A 19,663-nucleotide genomic window follows, 5' to 3' on the forward strand; every position below is an offset into this window, starting at 1 on the left:
CAGCAGATGCCTAATGGCGCGGCCTTCCACAAATTATTTACTTTCGTGAGCAAATACTGCTTGCCCAGAATTCTGGAGCAAAAGCCATCGCGACTTCTGCTCAATCATTCACTTTATGGGTGTCCTTCTTATTAGTACTATTTATGGGTGTCCTTTTTATTTTTTCCTTTTTATTTTTTATTGCCATATCATCAAGGACAGAAGAGTAGGAAAAATCAAATATTTTTCCTGCCATATTCCCGCTTCCATCGTATCCACCCAATTCGATAGTGAATGAACTCTCCCCAAATATCACATTCGGCCTGCCAGACCATTTCGGAAAATAGGCATTGGGTTTAAAACTCATTGACTTTAAAGTTCCTCCTGATGCAGAAAAGAAAATCAAATCATCTCCTCCTCTACATGAGACCAAGTTTTGGGTTAATTCAACACAATCATCCGGTGAAGTGCCATCCAATCCACTTGTAGGGACCTCCCTTATCCCTTGCCCCGCACTTACAATATATGCCTTTTCAACTTGCGATTTGAGCCCAAAATTATCTATCTTTATGAAATAAAGTTGTCGTTTTAACTTGAAAGCAGTTAAGTATCCAGAACGCAAATTCAACGTTGAAATTTCTTTATATTCCGGCCCGCCAGCTTCGGATAATAACAGTCTTAAAGATCCGCTTTTATCAAGATATGTTACTAGCTTAGTATCTTCACTATAATAAAAAATGGCACCGCGCCCCGACCAGAATTCATTACCACCAATGGCTTCCCAACCACTGCTTGTCGACCTATATAGCTCACCACTTCGTCTATTCACATAGATATCACTGGTTTGCGACTCTCTGAAAGACACAACATCAGAAAAGCTCTCTGCCAGCCTTACCCAGTTTCCATCCTTAAGAGAATGTAATCCATAATCTCTAGAGAAAACCATCGGATTACCTTTACATACAATTAACTCCGGCCCACCGCCAACTTCGCGATTATCTTCTGGATAAATATTTTCCAAATGCCAATTCTCGACTCCTTCTGATACAGCCATATACCCCGCAGTGAAGAACACGTGGTATTTATCGTTTATTCTGCAAGCTCCATATGAAACAAGCTTATTATAAGGTAGTGAAACACTATAATTAATAACCTTACTTGGTTCTACAGCCCCCCACGAGGGGGCTGTCAAGCAAAGACACGATAAAGCTAGAAATTTTAAGCTCTGCTTAATTACCGGATCCATATCTATCATCATAACTTTGATATTTTAGCCCCCTCTCCTGACCATTAGAGATGTCACTATAAAATATCCTCTCAACATACTTTAAACCTTCATCTCGAACCGGAGATGGCGTGTTCACTTTTTGACCAAAATCATTTGTTGTTACTACGGTCGCCGCCAAATCATCCCACTTCAGATCTTTATTTCCAAATGGTGATGGCGACGTACCAAATCGCTCTTTAATATCATCATTTATCGCCCCTCTACCTGTATTGTAAGCAGCTGCAGCAAACTTAAGATTCTCAAGGCTATCCGCAGCATCTTGGCTAAATGCATCGATTCTGGTTTTAAGATATGCAGCAGAAGCTTTAATCGCCTTTTCCGGGTCTGTTCGGTAATCAAACTCTGCCTCACCCGGTTCATTCAACAAGCCAGTGTCGCGAGCAGCTTCTGTAGTAAATTGACCAATCCCCTTGGCATTAGTATGACTTATAGCGTTTGGATTGAAGCCTGACTCCTGATCAAGAATTGCAAATAAAAATGCAGGATCGACACCCTCATCCCTTGCTGCGGCTAAAATCTTATCTTCATAAACAAATGCTCCGGCGGCCTTTGCCGTATTACTAGTAAATGCACTAGTTTCCGATCGATATAGACCAAAACTTCCATCAACTGTTCCGGCATTGAGGCCTTCGGTGTTAAGCACTTGCTGCATTAACATAACCTCACCTTCAGAAGCATCAAGAGTAAAGCGCTTACCTCCTTTATAATCGATTTCCTTAAGCCCACGATCCCATAGCTCTGTAACGAAGCCCTTCTTCTGCTCACCGGTCATATTCGTAGCAATTTCTACACGCTGATCACCCAAAGTTCCTAAGGCTGCATCAAGCGCCTTTCTGGATAGCTGACCAAAGTCTTTGCCATAGGAATCATTAAAATTACCGTCTGCATCAGTTAACGCAGCTTTAAGGGCTGCCCCCGCATCTGTTCCATCGGAAAGCTCCAGGACCAAGTCGTGAAGCCCCTCCGCATCATCCAACTGCTGGTATCCTCCACCCAATTGTGCCTTAAGTTGAAGAAGCTTATCTTGCGACTCAAGGAAGGCGGCGATTTCCTCTTCACTGACTCCCGTTTCAGCAGCTATTGCGGCAGCACCCTCCGAGCTCATTGACTCTGTCTCCACAGCATCAAACTCGGCCAAAAGCACAGCATTATCAGCCTCAATCACCTCACCAGAGTCGACTTCAGCCAGCAACGGCGGCTCTCCGCCCGTCACATACTCAGTCCCGTCAGGCAATACCTCACTGGTCGTCACAACCCCAGCCGGCAAATCCTCTCCACCAATCTGCTCAAGCCCCAACGCCTCACGTTGCTCACTGGTCAACTCCCCACCAGCGGCCTGGTAAGCCATTACCTGTCCCCAAGTCGGGACATCCGACATACCGTTGCCAAGGCCAGCTGAAGCGAACAGCAACTGGTCATCATAATCAAGACCTATACTATCCTGGCCTACAAGCTGCTCGCCACCTGCGTTGCCGCTAAATAGCCCTGCGATAGACTTTCCGGCGTTAGCGAAATCTTCGCCTATACCACTAACAACATCCGCGACAGACTCAGTTAACCTATTAAAACCATCGTCCTCAAAGGCGTCACTGGCGTAGTATTCCTCCATCTGTTTCCTAGCGTCCTTTTGCTTTTCCTGCGCCCAGCTCTGGAGACCCGACTTTTCTACCAGTTTCGCACCAGCCCAGCTGCCAATCTCATTGCCTACCGCATTGGCAATATAGGATTGTCCCGCTTCCTTATCGAACAGGCTCATTGCCCCACCAATCAACATGTTGGCGCCGAGGTTGCTGCCTCCCACCTGGAATTTATCCGTAGAGCCTACCGCTGCGCCGATTGTGTTACCAATCGCGCTGGTCCAATCGCTGGTGGTCAGTTCACCCTCGCGGATATAGGTTTCTGCCACATCCAGCCATGGCGTCACCATCTGCACCGCGGTATCGCTGAGACCAGTAATGCTGCCCAGCGCGGTCGTTTGGCCATCAGCACCTTTGGTTGGTGAGATTGCAGCGGCAGCGAGACTTGACCAACTGGTAATCTTGCCACTGGTAATCAGCTGCTTGGATGCGGCACCGGCCACTTTGAGCGCAGTGGCAGCTGTTTTGGCATATTTGACAGTTTTGCCCACAGCTTCAGCCGCTTTCGCAGCGGCACCAAGTCCTTGTGCAGCGCCGGTAAAGGCACCGGCCACCGCGCCGGCGGCCACGTCCTTCCAGTTGAAGCTTTCCTGATAGCCCAAGGCGATAAACAGGCCCTGTTGAACAATGGATGCCGCAGCGCCGACGATGGCTCCCGCCACCGCGAAAGCGGCGATGGAAGCTGCCGTACCACTCAGTCCAAGGAAGGTACCCGCCGAGCCAAGGAAGGCGCTGGCCAGGCCGCCGGTCGCCCAGGTAGCCACCACCGCAATCACCACCACGATGATGATCATCAAAATATTGCCGCAATCATCACCGGAATCCGGCGTCTTCATGTTCGGCAATGTCGACCCGATAATGTCGTTCTCGTTGTACACCTTGTGGGTGTCGGCATCGAGGCGACCGGTTTCCACGGTGTTGGGCACGCTGATGCGCGTCCCGCCCTTGATCGGCTGGCTGGGATCGAGGCCGTTGGCTGCCGCCAGCACAAACCACAGGCTGGAGTTGCCATAGACGCGCGCGGCGATGGCCTGCAGGCTGTCGCCGTCGACGGCGGTAACGCTGGTGACGGCACCGGACGGGTAGTCCTCGCCGATGTTCTGCATCAGGTTGTAGTCGCCGGTGTCCAGCTGCTCTTCCACGTCACCGTTGGCCCAGGTTTTCTTCTCGCCCACGGCGTGGCCGTTGGCATACTGGTATTCGGTCTCGCTGATGTCGTTATCGGTACCCTCGTCGTGGTAGCGATACAGGATCTGGCCATCGTTGTTGTAGACGAAGGTCAGGTATTCCTTGCTGTCCTGGTTGTCCCCCTTACCCTTGTCGAGGCGCGTGAGTTTGTCGTTGGCATCGTAGGTGTAGGTGGAGGTGCCCTTGGCATCGCCCTTACCCACGATCTTCTGCTCACGGCCATCCCCGTGGTAGTAGTAGGTGTAGGTGTAAGTGGCGTCTTCAGTGACCAGCTTGGTCTTCAGCAGGCGACCGGAGTCGTCGTAGGTGCTGTAAGTCTTCTGGTCGTCGCTGTCGCTGAAGGTAGAGATGCCGTTGGCACTGTAGGTAGTGTGGCTATAGGTCTCCCTGGACTGCAGCACTTCGTTAGCGTCGGTCTCCCAGGTCTCATAGCTGGTGACATTGCCATCGGCATCGTATTCCCAGAGGCTCTTCCAGTGGACGCCTTTGTCGTCAGTCCAAACAGCATCTGTCACCCAGCCACTGTCGTTATACCGGTAGGTGACATCAGTACCGTTGTTGCTCCAGATCGCACGCTGCCCCAGGCCGTCGTAGGTGAAGCCGCTGATGATGTCGCCAGCCTGCCCATCGAGCATCTGGGTGACACGGTTGGCACCGTCATAGTTGTACCAGTGGTTGACCGCCTCGCCGGCGTAGCCCACATCGGTATACACCCGCTTCTGGTTGCCGGCGGCATCCCACAGATAGTTCAGGTGCTGGCCGGTGACGCTGTCGTGCCAGCGGGACATCTGCCCGGTCTCGTCGTAGTCGTACGAGATATTGCGCAGGGTCTTGGTGGGATCGCCGTTCACGTCCACCTCGGCAACCACTTCGCTCATGCGGTTGCCCATCTCGTCATACTGGTAGGTGGTGGCGATATCGGTTTTCTTGTCCCACACAGTCAGCAGGCGCCCGGCATCGTCGTATTCCCGGTGGATATCCGGGCCACTGCTATAGCTGGTGCCGCTGGTGCCGAACAGGTCCCAGCTGCGGTAGAGCTTGCCGAACTCGAAGCGGAAGTCCTCCCGGCTCAGCTCGGCACCGTCGAAGCCGAAGTTCCACAGGCCGGTGTTGATGGCGCTGGTGGTTACCGGGCGGTACTCACGGACCTGGTTGCCGAACTCGTCGTACTCGTAGACCACCTTGCGGCCGCCCTGGTCGATGGTGGCAATCTTGCGGCCGAAGGCGCCGTACTCGTGGCTGGTCACCCGGCCGGCGGCGTCTTTCTCGGCAATCAGGTTGCCGTAGGCATCGTACTGGCGGGTCTCGGTGACCAGGTTGCCGTTGACCCCTTCATACTCGGTCAGGGTCACGCGGTTGAGGCCGTCGTACTCCTGGCGGGTCAGGTCGTTGGCGATATCCCAGCTGTGGGTGCGGTTGTCGCGGTTGTCGTAATCGAAGCGCAGTTCGTTGCCGCCGGCATCGGTCTGCTTGACCAGGCGATCGCGGTTGTCATACACGAAGCTGGTGGTGCGCTCACCCAGGCTGCCCACGGTATCGACCACGGACATGGATACCCGGCGGCCGAAGGCGTCATAGGTGTAGCGCTTGAGGTCGCCCTCACCATTGATCTCTTCCACCAGGCGGCCGGCAGTGTCGTAGCGCTTGCTGGTTTCGTTGCCCAGCTGGTCGACCATTTTGGTCTCGTTGCCGAGGCGGTCGTAGTGGTGATAGGTGATACCGGTGCGGTTGTCGTTCTCCCAGGTCATCATGCCCAGGGCGTTGAAGTCGCGGCTGGTGTTGTAACCGCGGGCATCGGTGACGGATACCTGGTTATCCTGCACGTCGTAACCGTAGGTGGTTTCCGGGCGCACCAGTCCTGTCTCACCGAATACCCCGGTGGCCACGCCATACTCGGTCACCATGCGGTTGCGGCCGTCGAACACGGCATAGCTGTCGCGCACTTCGGTCGCCGCGGCCAGGTCGTCCCCGTTCTCACCGGTGGTGTAGGTGGCCACCTGGTTGCCGTTGGCGTCCACGCCGAAGTGACGCCAGATGCCGTTGCCCTCGTTGGTGGCAACCAGCTGGTTCAGGGCGTTGTAGCGGTTCGCGGTAAAGTAGCCGGCGTCCACGCCATTGGTAGTGCGGGTACCACCCGGGTTGTTATTGGAGTCGAGCGTAATATCCACATAATTGCGCTCGTCACCGCCCGGGCCGGAATACAGGCCGGTGCTGAAGTCGATCAGGCCGTTGGCGGCCACATTGATGCTGCCGCCGGTCTCGCTGCCCAGTACCGTCACGCTGTTGCCGGTGTAGTTCTGGCTGGTACCGCTGGTGACCTGGTCGCTGTCCAGGCGCAGCCACTGCACGATCACCTCGTTGCCATCGGCATCGGTGTAGCTGAGCTTGACGTCGTAGGCGCCTTCCTGCAGCTGCGACAGGGTGGCAGCGTGGCTGGTGCCGTCGAAGGCCATGACCGTGCTGTCAGTGAAGTCCAGGCCACTGCCCGCCGCGCGCCAGGACAGGGTCAGGTCGCCATTGATGTTGGCCACCTCTGCCGGGTCCAGGGTGAGGCTGAAGTCCTGGTCGTAGCCCAGTACGTTGGTGATGGTGGTACCGGGGTTTTCCGGGTCGTCGACTTCCTCGGTGATTTCCGTGCTGGAGATATCGAGGCTGTAGCCGGTGCCCACTTGCTCGCCGTAGAAGGCGTTGTAGCTGTGGGTGCCCGGGGCCAGCTCGGTGGAGACAAACAGCTGGCCGTCCGCGTTGCGGGTGCTCTGTACCCACTGGCCGTCGACCAGCACCAGCTGCGTGCGCCCTGCTTCTGTCCCCACATCGGCGGCCTGCCAGGTGAGGCCCTGGCGGGTGCCGGACAGTGCCGCGGTCTCACTCAGCTCGACGCTGAACTGGTCGAGCAGGAGTTCCTGGGCACCGAACACGCTGGTATCGGCATAGGCACCCTCCAGGCTGATCTGGTAGCTGCCGGCCGCCAGCGGGCTGGCGCTGGTGCCGAGATCCAGCAGATAGCTCCAGGTGCCGTCGCCGTTGTCGACACCTTCCACGGCAGCGGTCACCGTATCCCCGTTGGCGTCCGTCAGGGTCGCGACTACCGTAGAGAACTGGCTGGCGGTCTCCGCCGGCACGCGGGTGTCCAGGTTGATGATGTAGCTGGTGGTTTCACCGCTCATCACCGTGGTCTCACCCAGCTGGGTGGTGACGCCCACGTGCGGGTCGCTGGCAACGAAGGTTTTCTCGGTGCTTTCGTAGTCGGTGCCGGCGGCATCCTGCCAGCTGATGCGGAAGGACTTTTCATCCAGGTTGGTAACGCCATCGATGGTGACGGTCCAGGTGCCATCACCGTTGGGCTGCATGGCCACCGGCGTCGCGGTGCTGGTGGCGCCCGCGGTGCCGTATTTCAGGGCCACGTTCTGGGCATTGCTGCCGGCCTCTACGGTGATGGTGGTGGTATCACTGTCGATGCGGTCCACATCGATCGCACCCAGGGTGGGCGGTACCCGCAATACTTTCTCTTCGGACCAGGCCAGGTTGCCGGCGCGGTCGGCGGTGACCACGCGGAAGTAGAGTGCCTCGCCCTCGCCGAACTCCTCGCTGGGGATATACACCTCGCCGGTATCGGAGAACCAGGTGCCCAGCTCGGCGCTCTGGTTGTCGTAGGCCGGCTGGCCGTCAACGGTAATGTCCGCCTGGCTGGTGGAGCCCCACACCACCCAGCTCTTCTGGTCCACACCCTGCGGCATGTTCCAGCTGATCACCAGCATATCGCCGAACTCGGCATTGATGGCGTCGTCATTTACGGGCTGGGCAACCGAGTCGATCTCACCGGTGTACACCAGGGTCTGGTTGCCGGCGGCATCGTACTGGATGGTGGAACCGGTACCGTCCGGGGAGATGTTCTTGGTGATGCGGCCAGCGGCGTCGTAGGCCATCTCGGTGACGAACCCGTCCCCGTCCTGCGCCCAGGTCTGCTCGCCGCGAGCGTTGTAGCGGATTGTCTTGGTGATGTCGTCGGCGTCGTTGGCCGCGTCCATCAGGTCGGTCTCCGACGTCTGGCGGTTGCCGGCGTCGTAGCCCATGGTCGTGGCCTGGTCGTTGGTGTGGCTTGCCACCAGCGTTGCGAACGCGGTGTCGCCACTCAGGCTCGCCAGGTTCACGCCCGCAGCCACGGCGTTGTAGTAACGCTTGCGCTCGGTCAGGTTGCCGTTTTCATCGTAGCTGTAGGTGTGCAGTACCCGGTCGCTGTTGATCACCGCCACCTTGCGGTCGGCGGCATCGTAGTAGCTGTACTCGGTGGCTTCCTGGCTGGTGCCGGCCGCCACGGTGCGGCTGGTCTGGTTGCCCTTGCCGTCGTAGGTGTACAGGGTGAGCACGCGCTCCCGGGTCTGTACGCCGTCGTTGTCGAGTACGTCCACCAGCGGTGAGCGTTCCTCGATCACGCGGTTGGCCGCGTCGTAGGTCTTGTTGACGGTGTACACCTCACCGGCCGGCGCCGCCGGGCGGGTGGCTGAGGTGATGCCGGTGGTATCCAGCGGCTGGGTGTAGACGCGCTGCTCCAGCACATTGTCCTGGGCGTCGTAGTCCCACTCCACCAGGTAGCCTTCCGGGTCCACCTGCGCCAGCAGGCGGTCTTTGTCGTCGTACCAGGCGTAGGTGGTGTTGCCGTTCTTGTCGGTGACTTCGATGGCGTTGCCGAAGTCGTCGTAGACGGTGGTTGCCTCCGGGCGCACCTCTCCTGTGGTGGCCACCGGCTCGCCGGTGCTGGTGTCCACGGAGGTCACTGTCACCTGCGGGTACACGGTGCGGGTGAGGCGCCCCATGCGGTCGTAGGACATGTCGGTGGTGCGGGTGTCGCCCAGCCCGGTCGGGCGCACGCTCGGGTCAGTGTGCGCGGCGGATGCCAGGCGGGTCATGTACAGGGTCTCGCTGGCCTTCTCGCCAAAGGCGTTGTAGCTCCACTCGGTCAGCACGTTGTCCGCGCTCAGCTCGGCCACCTGGCGGCCGTTGGCGTCGAAGTAACGGGTGGTGGTGTAGCCGGCGGCATCGACGGTCTGCACTTCGTTGCCGAAGGCGTCGTAGCTGCGGGTGATCTCCAGGCGCTGGGTCACCGGGTTTTCCATGCCCAGGGTGTATACCTGCACGGTGGCGCCCAGCTCGCGGGTGACGCGGTTGTTGTCGTCGTACTCGTACTCGGTCACCACGTTGCGCGGGTCTTCCATCGTCTTGATGTTGCCCACCCGGTCGTAGGTGTACTCGGTCGCCTCGCCCAGGTCGTTGGTCTCGGACAGGATGCGGTTGGCCAGGTCGTAGGCGTAATGCACGCTGTTACCGTTGGCATCGGTCTGGGTGATGATGTTGCCCGCCTTGTCGTAGGCGGTGGACTGCACCAGGTTGAGGCCCTGCGGGTCGAACACCTGCTGCACCTGGCGGTTGTTGAGGTCGTAGGCGTAGACGGTCTCGCGCACCGCGTTGGGGTCGGTGGCGGAGACGATCTTCTCGCCGGTTTTGTTGTTGGCCGCATCCCAGCTGAAGTGGGTGACGGTACCGTCCACGTCGGTGAAGGTCTCGATGCGGTTGTTGAGGTCGTAGGTGTAGCTGCGGGTGCGCGGGTCGCTGGTGTTGGCGTACAGCGTTTCCTGCAGCAGGTTGCCGGCGGCGTCGTAGCGGTTCTGGGTGACGCTGCCGTCGGCCTCGGTGACGCTGACCGCACGGCTGGTGCGGTCGTAGTCGGTCAGGGTGACGCGGTCGTCGCTGCTGGCGGTGCCCACCGGTGCGGTGAAGTCGTCCACCGGGCCGGTGTAGCGGTTTGCGTACAGGCGCGCTTCCACCTGGTTGCCGACGCTGTCGTAGGCAAAGGTGTTGAGGGTGCCTTCCGGGTCGAGGATCGCGCTCAGGCGGTTGGCGCCGTCGAAGTAGTAGCGGGCCACGCGGCCGAGGGCGTCGATGGTCTGGGTGCGGTTGCCCAGCGCGTCGTAGCGGTACTCGGTGCGGTTCTGCTCGCCGTCGATGTCGGCGGTCTTGCGGTTGTTGAGGTCGTACTCCATCCACACGCTGCGCTGCTCGGCGGTGCCGGCGGCGTAGCGGATCTCCACCTGGTTGCCCATGGCATCGAGGTGGTACTCGGTACGGGTATCGTAGTCGTCGATCATGGCCGTCATGCGGCCGTTGGCGTCGTACTCGTACCCGGTCTCGGTCCACACCTCGACGCCGCCGATGCTGCTCTGCAGCACGCGCTCGAGCTGCTTGTTACCGGCCTCGTCGTAGACGTTCTCGGTCACGCCGCCCGCGGGGTTCTCCACCCGCACCTGGCGGTTGGCCTTGTCGTAGAAGTACTCGGTGGTGCGCGGCGCGGTGCCGTCGAGGCTGTTGGCGGCCTCGGTCATGCTGGTGCGGTTGCCCACCGCGTCGTAGGCATAGGCGGTGACATTGCCCTCGCCGTCGGTCATGGTCAGCATGCGGTCGGCGGCATCGTAGGTGAAGCCGTTGGTCTGCACGTGGGCACGGGCGGCCTTGTCCGCGTCGTACCCCGCCGCGGCCGGGTCCACCAGGTACTGGCCGACGGTGACCAGGGTCTGGTTGCCGAAGGCGTCGTAGTCGATGCTGGTGGTGAAGCCCTCGCCATCGGTGATGGCCACCTGGCGGTCCAGCAGGTCGTAGGCGTAGGTGGTGGTGCGCGCGTCGCTGCCATCGGCGAAGCTCTGCGTGGCGGTGAGGATATTACCGCGCTGGTCGTAGGTGTTGACGGTCAGCGTGCCCGCCGGGGACAGGCTGGTGAGCATGCGGCCCAGCTTGTCGAAGGTGTTGAGCTGCTCGCCGCCGTTGGCGTCGATGATGCGGGTCTGGTTGCCCAGCACATCGTACTCGTACTGGGTGACGCCACCCATCGGGTCCTGCACCTGGGTGATGCGGTTGTCCAGGTCGTAGTCGTAATAGGTGTGGCGCTCCAGGCCCGCGACACCCACGGCCTGGATGGTCTCGCGCTTGTTGCCGGCGCCGTCGAGGACATACTCCACGCGCATGCCTTCGCCGTCGACCAGGGCCACCTGGCGGTTGTCCAGGTCGTACTCGTAGCTGGTGGACTGCTGTTCCGGCAGGCCCGGCGCGACGATCACACCGGTGCGGTTGCCGGCACCGTCGTAGGTGAACTCGGTGCGCTCGCCCTCGCCGTTGACCTGGGCGGTCTGGCGGTTGTTGCGGTCGTACTCGAAGGACTCGGTGCGCGCCTCGGCCAGCCCCACGGCCAGCGTCTGGCTGCTGAGATTACCGTTGCCGTCGTAGGCGAAGGTGCTGGCCACCCCGAGCGGATCGACCGTCTGGGTGATGCGGTTGTTCTTGTCGTAGCTGTTATAGGTCACGCGCACATCAGCAGTGCCGAAGGCCTCATGCGCCTCGACGATATTGCCATTGGCATCCAGCTCGTAGTGGGTCACCACGCCCTCGGCGTCGGTGATGTCCGTTACCCGGTTGGCCTGGTCGTAGGTGTACAGGGTGCTGCGCTCGTCCGCCGTGCCCTGTGCCTCGATCACCGCCGTGCGGTTGCCGCGCTCGTCGTATGTGTACGCGGTCACCACGTCCAGCGCGCTGGTCTCGCTCACGACCTGGTTGATCGCGTCGTAGTCGTAACTGGTGGTGCGGCCGGTGTCGCCGGCTTGCGCCTGCGGCACGCCATCGATCACGCTGGCGCGCTCGTTGTACAGGGTCACGCTCTTCACGTTGCCGACGTCGTCGTACACCGTTTCGGTCAGGTAGCCCTCGGCGCTCAGCTGCGCCACCTCGCGGTTGACGCTGTCGAAGAAGAAGCGTGTCTCGGCGATGTCGGTGCCGGCCAGGTCGCGGTGCTGGCGCACGCTGGTGCGGTTGCCCACTTCGTCGTAGCTGTATTCGGTGCGGAAGCCCTCGCCGCTGATGCGCGCGGTCAGGCGGTCGGCCCTGTCGTACTCGAACGTCACGACCTGGTCGTCCGGGCCGGCCACCGGGGTCGGCAGTGCCGACGGGTCGACGCTGCCCAGCGCGGTCATGTAGCGGGTTTCGGTCTGCAGGTTGCCGGCGTCGTCGTAACTCCGCTGCACCATGAAGCCTTCGGCATCCACGCTCGCCACCTGGCGGTTGGCGCGGTCGAAGTAGTTGGTGGTGACGTTGCCGCGGGCATCGATCATTTCCACCTGGTTGTCGGCCGCATCGTAGCGGTACTCGACCGTATGCAGCTCCGGGTCGGTGACGTGGGTCAGGCGGTTGTTCTTGTCGAAGGTGTAGCTGGTGGTATTGCCGCGCGCGTCGGTCATGGCAACGCGGTTGCCATTGGCGTCGTAGTCGTAGGACACCGTCTGGTTCAGCGCGTTGGTTTCGCTGCGCAGCTGGTTGTTGTCGTCGTAGGTGTAGCTGGTGGTCACCGCGTCGGCGGTGTTGGCCGCGACGGTCATGCTGGTGCGGTTGCCTACCTCGTCGTAGGCATAGGTGGTCTCCACCAGGTCGGCGGCGGTCTCCTTCACCACGCGGTTGAGTACATCGTACTCCCAGGTGGTCTCGCGCAGCAGCGCGTCGGTCTCGGAGATACGGTTGCCCACGGCGTCGTAGCCGTAGCGGGTGGTTTCGTTTTCCGCATTGGTGACGGTGACCAGGCGATTGACCTGGTCGTAGCCGTAGCTGGTGGTGTGACCATTGCCGTCGGTCATGGCGAGGCGGTTGCCCACCTCGTCATAGGTGTAGCTGGTGGTCTCGCCTTCGGCGTTGGTGCTGGTCAGCAGGCGGTTGGCCGCGTCGTAGGTGTTGACGGTGGTGTTGCCATTGCCGTCGGTGACGGTCAGCTGGTTGCCGACACCGTCATAGGTATATTCGGTGCGGTCGCCCTCGCCGTTGACCTGCGCCGCGAGGCGGTTGGCGCGGTCGAACTCGTAGACCACCGCCTGGTCGTCGGCGCCGGCCACCGGCGACGGCGGCACGGCCGGGTCGGCACCGGTAACCGGTGCCATAAACAGGGTCTGCCCGACCCGGTTGCCGGCGGCGTCGTAGGTCCAGGTGGTGACATAGCCCTCGGCATCCACCTGGGCGGTCTGCTGGTTGGTCTTGTCGAAGTAGCTCACCACGGTGTTGCCGCGCGGATCGGTGACGGACACGCGGTTGCCGTTGGCGTCGTAGCCGTAGCTGGTGGTCTGCTGCAGCGCGTCGGTGCTGCTCACCAGGCGGTTGTTCAGGTCGTAGCTGTAGGCGGTGGTCTGGGCCAGCGCGGTGTTGGCCGCGACGGTCATGCTGGTGCGGTTGCCCAGCTCGTCGTAGGCGTAGGTGGTCTCCACCAGGTCCGCATTGATCTCTTTGGTTACCCGGTTGTTGAGGTCGTATTCCCAGCGGGTCTCACGGCCCAGCGCGTCGGTGCTGGAGATGCGGTTGCCCACCGCGTCGTAGTCGTAACGGGTGGTCTCGTTCTCGGCGTTGGTCTCGGCCACCAGCTGGTTGAGCAGGTCGTACTCGTAGGTGGTGGCGTGGTTGTTGCCGTCCACCATGGTCACGCGGTTGCCCACGTCGTCGTAGCTATAGGCGGTGGTCTCGCCTTCCGCGTTGGTGCTGGTCAGCAGGCGGTCGACCATGTCGTAGGTGTTGACGGTGGTGTTGCCGTTGCCGTCGGTGACGGTCAGCTGGTTGCCCACTTCGTCATAGGTGTAGCTGGTGGTGCTGCCCTCGCCATCGGTGCGCGCGGTCAGGCGGTCGACCATGTCGTACTCGAAGGTGACGGTCTGGTCCTGTGCCGGGTCCGCCACCGGGGTGGGGACCACGGACGGATCGACGCTGGAGACCGGCTGGGCGTACAGGGTCTGGCTGGTGACATTGCCGACGCCGTCGAAGCTGCGCTCGGTCAGGTAGCCTTCCGCATCCACGGTGGCCACGCCGCGGTTGGCGCGGTCGAAGTAGTTGGTGGTGACGTTGCCGCGGGCATCGATCACTGCCACGCGGTTGTCGGCGGCATCGTAGCGGTACTCGGTGACACCGCCCTCCGGGTCCTGGACGTGGGTGGCGCGGTTGTTCTTGTCGAAGGTGGTGAAGCTCACGCGCGCTTCGGCGGTACCGTAGGCGCGGTGCTCTTCCACCGCATTGCCGTTGGCATCGAGCACATAGTGGGTCACCACGCCCTCAGCGTCGGTCATGTCGGTGACGCGGTTGTTGCCGTCGTAGGCGTAGAGGGTGGTGGCCGCCTGGGCGGTGTTGGCCGCGGCGGTCATGCTGGTGCGGTTGCCGGCCTCGTCGTAGGCGTAGGTGGTCTCCACCAGGTCGGCGTTGACCTGCTTGACCATGCGGTTGTTGAGGTCGTAGACGTAAACGGTCTCGCGGCCCAGCGCGTCGGTCATGCCGATGCGGTTGCCCACCGCATCGTAGGCGTAGGTGGTGGTCTCGTTCTCCGCGTTGGTCTCGGTCACCACGCGGTTGAGGCCGTCGTAGGTGTAGCTGGTGATATGGCCGTTGCCATCCACCATGCTCACCCGGTTGCCCACGTCGTCGTAGGTGTAGACGGTGGTCTCGTCCTCGGCGTTGGTGACGGTCACCAGGCGGTTGACCATGTCGTAGGTGTTGACGGTGGTGTTGCCATTGCCGTCGGTGACGGTCAGCTGGTTGCCGACGCCGTCGTAGCTGTAGGTGGTGGTGTTGCCCTCGCCGTCGACGCGGGCGGTCAGGCGGTTGACCTGGTCGTAGTCGAAGGTAACGGTCTGGTCGTCCGCGCCAGCGACCACGGTGGGCTCGGTGCCCGGGGTCACGGCACCGACCGGGGTCATGTGCAGGGTCTGGCTGGCGACGTTGCCGTTGTTGTCATACACCCGGCTGGTGGCATAGCCCTCGGCGTCCACTTCCAGCACCACTTCGTTGTTGGCATTGAAGTAGCTGGTGGTGGCGTTGCCGCGCGGGTCGATCACCTGAGTGCGGTTGCCGTTGCCGTCGTAGCTGTAGTGGGTGATACCACCTTCCGGGTCCTGGATATCGGTGACCCGGTTGTTCCTGTCGTAGGTGTAGACGGTGGCGTTGCCGTTCTCGTCGATGACGGTGGTGCGGTTGTCGTTGGGGTCGTAGCTGTACCGCCGCTCGCCGCCCATGGCATCCACTTCGCGCACCAGGCGATCGTCCAGGTCGTACTCGAACACGGTGGTGGCCGCCTGGGCGGTGTTGGCCGCGGCGGTGATGCTGGTGCGGTTGTCCACCGCATCGTAGGTGTAGGTGGTCTGCACGCCGTGGGCGTCGGTCTGGGTGGTGACGCGGTTGACGGCGTCGTAGGCCCAGCTGGTGACGCGGCCCAGCGCGTCGGTGGTGGTCAGGCGGTTGCCCACCGCGTCGTAGCTGTAGGTGGTGGTCTCGTTCTCGGCGTTGGTGACACTGACCAGGCGATTGAGGGCATCGAACGCGCTGGTGGTCTCGTTGCCGTTGCCGTCCACCACGCTGATGCGGTTGTAGACCCGGTCGTAGTCGTTGGTGGTGACATTGCCCTCACCGTCGGTGACCGAGCGCAGGTTGTTCTCGGCATCGTACTCGAACACGGTGAGCTGCTCGTCGGCGGTGCCGGCGGCGGTGCGCATGGCAATGCGATTGCCGCGCACGTCGTAATCGTACTGGGTGACACGGCCCTCGGCATCGGTCATGGCCACCTGGCGGTTGCCGCCGTCGTAGTCGATGCGGGTCACGCCGCCGCGGGCGTCGATGATGCCCACGCGGTTGTTGGCACCGTCGTATTCGTACTGGGTCTCGAAGCCCTCGGCATCGATCACCTTGATGACCCGGTCCAGTGCGTCGTAGACGGTCTGGGTGGGGTTGCCGCGACCGTCGGTCACTTCCACGCGGTTGCCCACCGCATCGTAACGGTAGGCCACGGTGTGCTGTTCGGGATCGGTCTGCTGTACTACCCAGTTGTTGAGGTTGTAGACGAACTGGGTCTCGCGCGCCTCCGCGGTGCCGAACGCCTCGGTGGTGCTGGTGACGTTACCGAAGTCATCGTAGTCGTTGTGGGTGACGGTGCCGATGGCGTTGGTGGTGTCGGTCAGGCGATCGAGGGCGTCGTAGGCATAGGTGGTGATATTGCCGTTCTGGTCCTTGCGCTCGACCAGGTTGCCGTTGCCGTCGTACTTGCTGGTGATGGTGCTGCCGTGGGCATCGGTGGTGGTCACCAGGCGGTTCAGCGCGTCGTAGTCGAAGGTGGTGAGACGGTCTTCGTTATCGGTGCGGGTCAGCTGGTTACCGACGCGGTCGTAGCTGTAGTGCTCGGTGTAGAGAGCCCGCAGGGCGGCCTTGTCGCTGTCGGTGAGCAGGGTGGCGTCGGCGGCGTAGCCGCGCTCCGCGCGCATCTGCTGGTAGCGCGCGTCGTTGCTCTCGGCCAGGGCGTTGCCCAGGCCATCGGTCTGCGCCACCAGCTGGTTGAACTCGTCGTAGGTGTAGGTGGTGACCTGCGCATCGTCGCGGCCGATCACAACACCGTTCGCGTCCATGTCCACACCCACTTCAACGCGGGTGCGGTTGTGGTTGGCGTCGTAGCTGTAGACGGTGTTGATGCCGTTGGCATCGGTCACCCGCACCAGCTGGTTGTCCAGGTCGTAGGCGAAGGTGGTGGCATTGCCGTCGCCGTCCACCATTTTGACTTCGTTGCCGTTGGCATCGTAGTGATGTTCGATCACGTGCCGGGTGAGTCCGCCGGTCTCCGGGTCGTACACCTCCGGGGTGGTCTCGCGGATCATGCGGTTGTTGCGGTCGAACTCGTAGCGGGTGGTGTAGGCCTCTGCATCGCCGGACTCGGGTCCGCGCGCGTCCACCTCGGCAATCACATTGCCCACCGCATCGCGATAGAAGGTGGTGGTGCCCCCCTCTGCATCGGTCTGCTCTTCGAGCTGGTCTTCCTCGTCGTAACCGAACTTCAGCACCTGGCGCTGGCTCACCGGCAGCTGCAGGCCGGCCACAACCATCACCTGGTTGTTGTTGGCGTCGTAGCTGTAGCGGGTGATATGGCCGTTGGCGTCGGTGCGCTGGGAGAGGATGCCGTCGGCGTTGTACAGCATCTCGGTGGTGGCACCGCCATGGTTGGTCATGGTGACCCGGTTGCCCTCACCGTCGTAGCCGTAGCTGGTGGTGTAGCGGGTGCTGTTGCCGTCCGCACCGGCCACCGCCGCGGTGATGGCCTCCAGCAGCTCGCGCCGGTTGTTGAACACGTAATCGGTGGTACGGCCCTCGGCATCGGTCATGCTGGTGCGGTTGCCCACCAGGTCGTACTGGTACTGGGTCACGCGGTCCTGCGCCGGGTCCACGCTGGACGGATCCATGGTCTGGATCAGGCGGTTGTTCTTGTCGAAGAAGCGGTACACCGTGTTGCCGTTGGCATCGGTGACGCTGATGCGGTTGCCCACCGCGTCGTAGGTGTTGACGGTGGTGTGGCCTTCCGGGTCGATCACCGTCAGCAGGCGGTTGTCGTTATCGTAGGTGTAAGTGGTCACTCCGCCGTTGCCGTCGATCAACCGGGTCAGGTTGCCGAAGTGGTCGTACTCGGCGAAGGTGCGGTTGCCCTCGGCATCGATGGTCTCGATGTTGTTGCCGTAGGCATCGTAGAAGTACTGGGTCACCTGCTGCTTGGCCGGGTCGGCCAGGTCGGTGGCATCCAGGAACACGATGCGGCGGGTGCGGTTGCCGTAGGCATCGTACTCGTAACGGGTCAGGTCACCGCCGGGGCTGCGCTCCTCCACCAGGTTCTGGTTGGCATCGTACTCGTAGAAGGTGGTGTACAGGTCCAGCAGCGCCTGCACATCCGCGGCAGTCAGGTCCGCCACCAGCGCCGCGTAACCCAGGTCCTGGCGCAGGGCCTGGTAGTGGGCATCGTCGGAGACCGTCAGCGCCACGCCGGTGGCGGAGGTGCGCGAGGCGATCTTGTTGAAGCTGGTGTAGGTAAAGCGGGTCTCGGAGCCGTCGTTGTCCGCCAGCGTCAGCAGGTTGCCGTTGCTGTCGTAGTTGAAGTGCGAGGTGTACAGCTCGGTCAGGGCATCCTGCTCGGCCTGGGTCAGGTTGGCCACCAGCTTGCCGTTGCCGGCCGCATCGGTATAACCCAGGTCGGCGCGCAGCTGCCGGAAGTAGGCGCTGTCGGAGTTCACCGCGCCCCAGGCGTTGCGGTCGGTCATCGACACCAGGTCGCCGTTGTCGTTGTAGGCGTAGGTGGAGTGGTAACCCTCCTGGTCCACGATCTCGGTGATATAGCCGTTGGACAGGTAGGTGTACTGCAGGCTGTGGCCCTGGCGGATGTTATCCACCTGCGCCTGGTAGCTGGTGTCGGTCGCCGCCACCGCGGCGTCGTAGGTGGCGTAGTAGCCGTTGGCCACCCGCCAGTCGACGTACTGCTGTTCGTTGGAGTAGGCGCGGGCGTTGCCGAGCGCGTCCACCACGGTGGTGGAACCGCCGTCGAAGAACTTGGAGGAGAAGGTCACGCTGGTCTCGTCGGTGGTGTTATCCACCCGGTGACCCTTGCCCTTGCTGATCTTGTCGCCCTTGGTGCTGCCCTGGCCCTCGCCATTGGTCTGGAAGGCAAAATCGTAATCGAAGGTGGTTACACCACCTTCCGCATCGGTGATGGACGTTACCGCCTGAGAGGTTGCCTTGGTATCCCCGCGCCAGTTGACGGTTTCATAGGTGATGCTGATATCGCGCTGGGCGTAGGTCTCGGCCACGCCATCGCCATCGGCGTCCTGCTCAGAGGGCAGTTCGATGCGCTCGATAAAGCCGTTGGTGGTGTAGTGGTACTTGGTGGAGTGGCCCATGCGGTCCACCACTTCCACAAGTCGGCCGCTCTCGTAGCGGTACTCCACCAGCACGCCGCCGGTCTCGTCGGTGACCTGGTAGAGCTGGCCGTTGAGGTAGGTGTAGTTGACCTCGTGGCCGGTGTCGTCGCGCACCTGCACCAGGCGATCGGACTCGTAGGTGTACTCCATGCGCACACCGTTGGTGTCCTCCCAGGCCAGCAGTTCGCCCTGCTTGGAGAAGGTCAGCCTGGTCTGGTCGGCACGGGTAAGCTCGAAGGCGGGATCGGTATCGCCGATGGCCCCCAGGTCGCGGATGGTCTCGTAGGCGCCGGCGCCGTCCACCGACACATACAGCTGGCGGGCCTCATCCCAGAAATAATCGTACAGGCTGCCATCGCCGTAGCGGACCTCCAGGTACTGGCCACCCTGCCTGACGTCCAGGCGGATGCCGGTGGAGAAGTACCAGCGGGCGTCCTCGTGGCCGTGGGCATCGCTGGCGGCCCCGCGGGCGTTGTAGGTGCGCACCAGGTTGAAGTCGTCACCCATGCTGGGCAGGTAGGCGTCCTGGTGCTGGATGAGCAGGTTGCCGTTGGAGACGTTGACGTACAGCTTCTCGTCGCCGCCCACCTGGTTGTTGGCCGTGCGTTTATTATCGTTCAGGAGTGCGTAAGAAGAGTCCAGCAGGCCCAGTTCGTTACCGCCAACAAGAGTTACAGACATTTTGAGTTCCCCAGGAATTCAATTGGCACGAGCGCGGCCGTGCGATTTTTCTTGATTTGTCTGGTTTTCCTGACGGGAGAACTAACGTTTAGGCGCACGATTCATTTATGTGACGC

General features: G+C 61.3%; 2 protein-coding genes. Both read right to left on the reverse strand.

Annotation, left to right across the window (positions count from 1 at the left end):
* Nucleotides 1-100: 100 nt before the first annotated feature.
* Complete coding sequence (locus tag LVE68_RS07875) at nucleotides 101-1,237, reverse strand: hypothetical protein (RefSeq protein ID WP_233006478.1); 1,137 nt, start codon at nucleotides 1,235-1,237, stop codon at nucleotides 101-103.
* On the reverse strand, nucleotides 1,209-19,547 hold the full coding sequence (locus tag LVE68_RS07880; protein ID WP_233006479.1) for a transglycosylase SLT domain-containing protein: 18,339 nt from the start codon (nucleotides 19,545-19,547) through the stop codon (nucleotides 1,209-1,211). The genes LVE68_RS07875 and LVE68_RS07880 overlap by 29 nt, the downstream gene beginning before the upstream one ends.
* Nucleotides 19,548-19,663 lie beyond the last annotated feature (116 nt).

Origin of the sequence: Microbulbifer sp. YPW16 (assembly GCF_021290385.1) — a bacterium.
GTDB lineage: Bacteria > Pseudomonadota > Gammaproteobacteria > Pseudomonadales > Cellvibrionaceae > Microbulbifer > Microbulbifer zhoushanensis.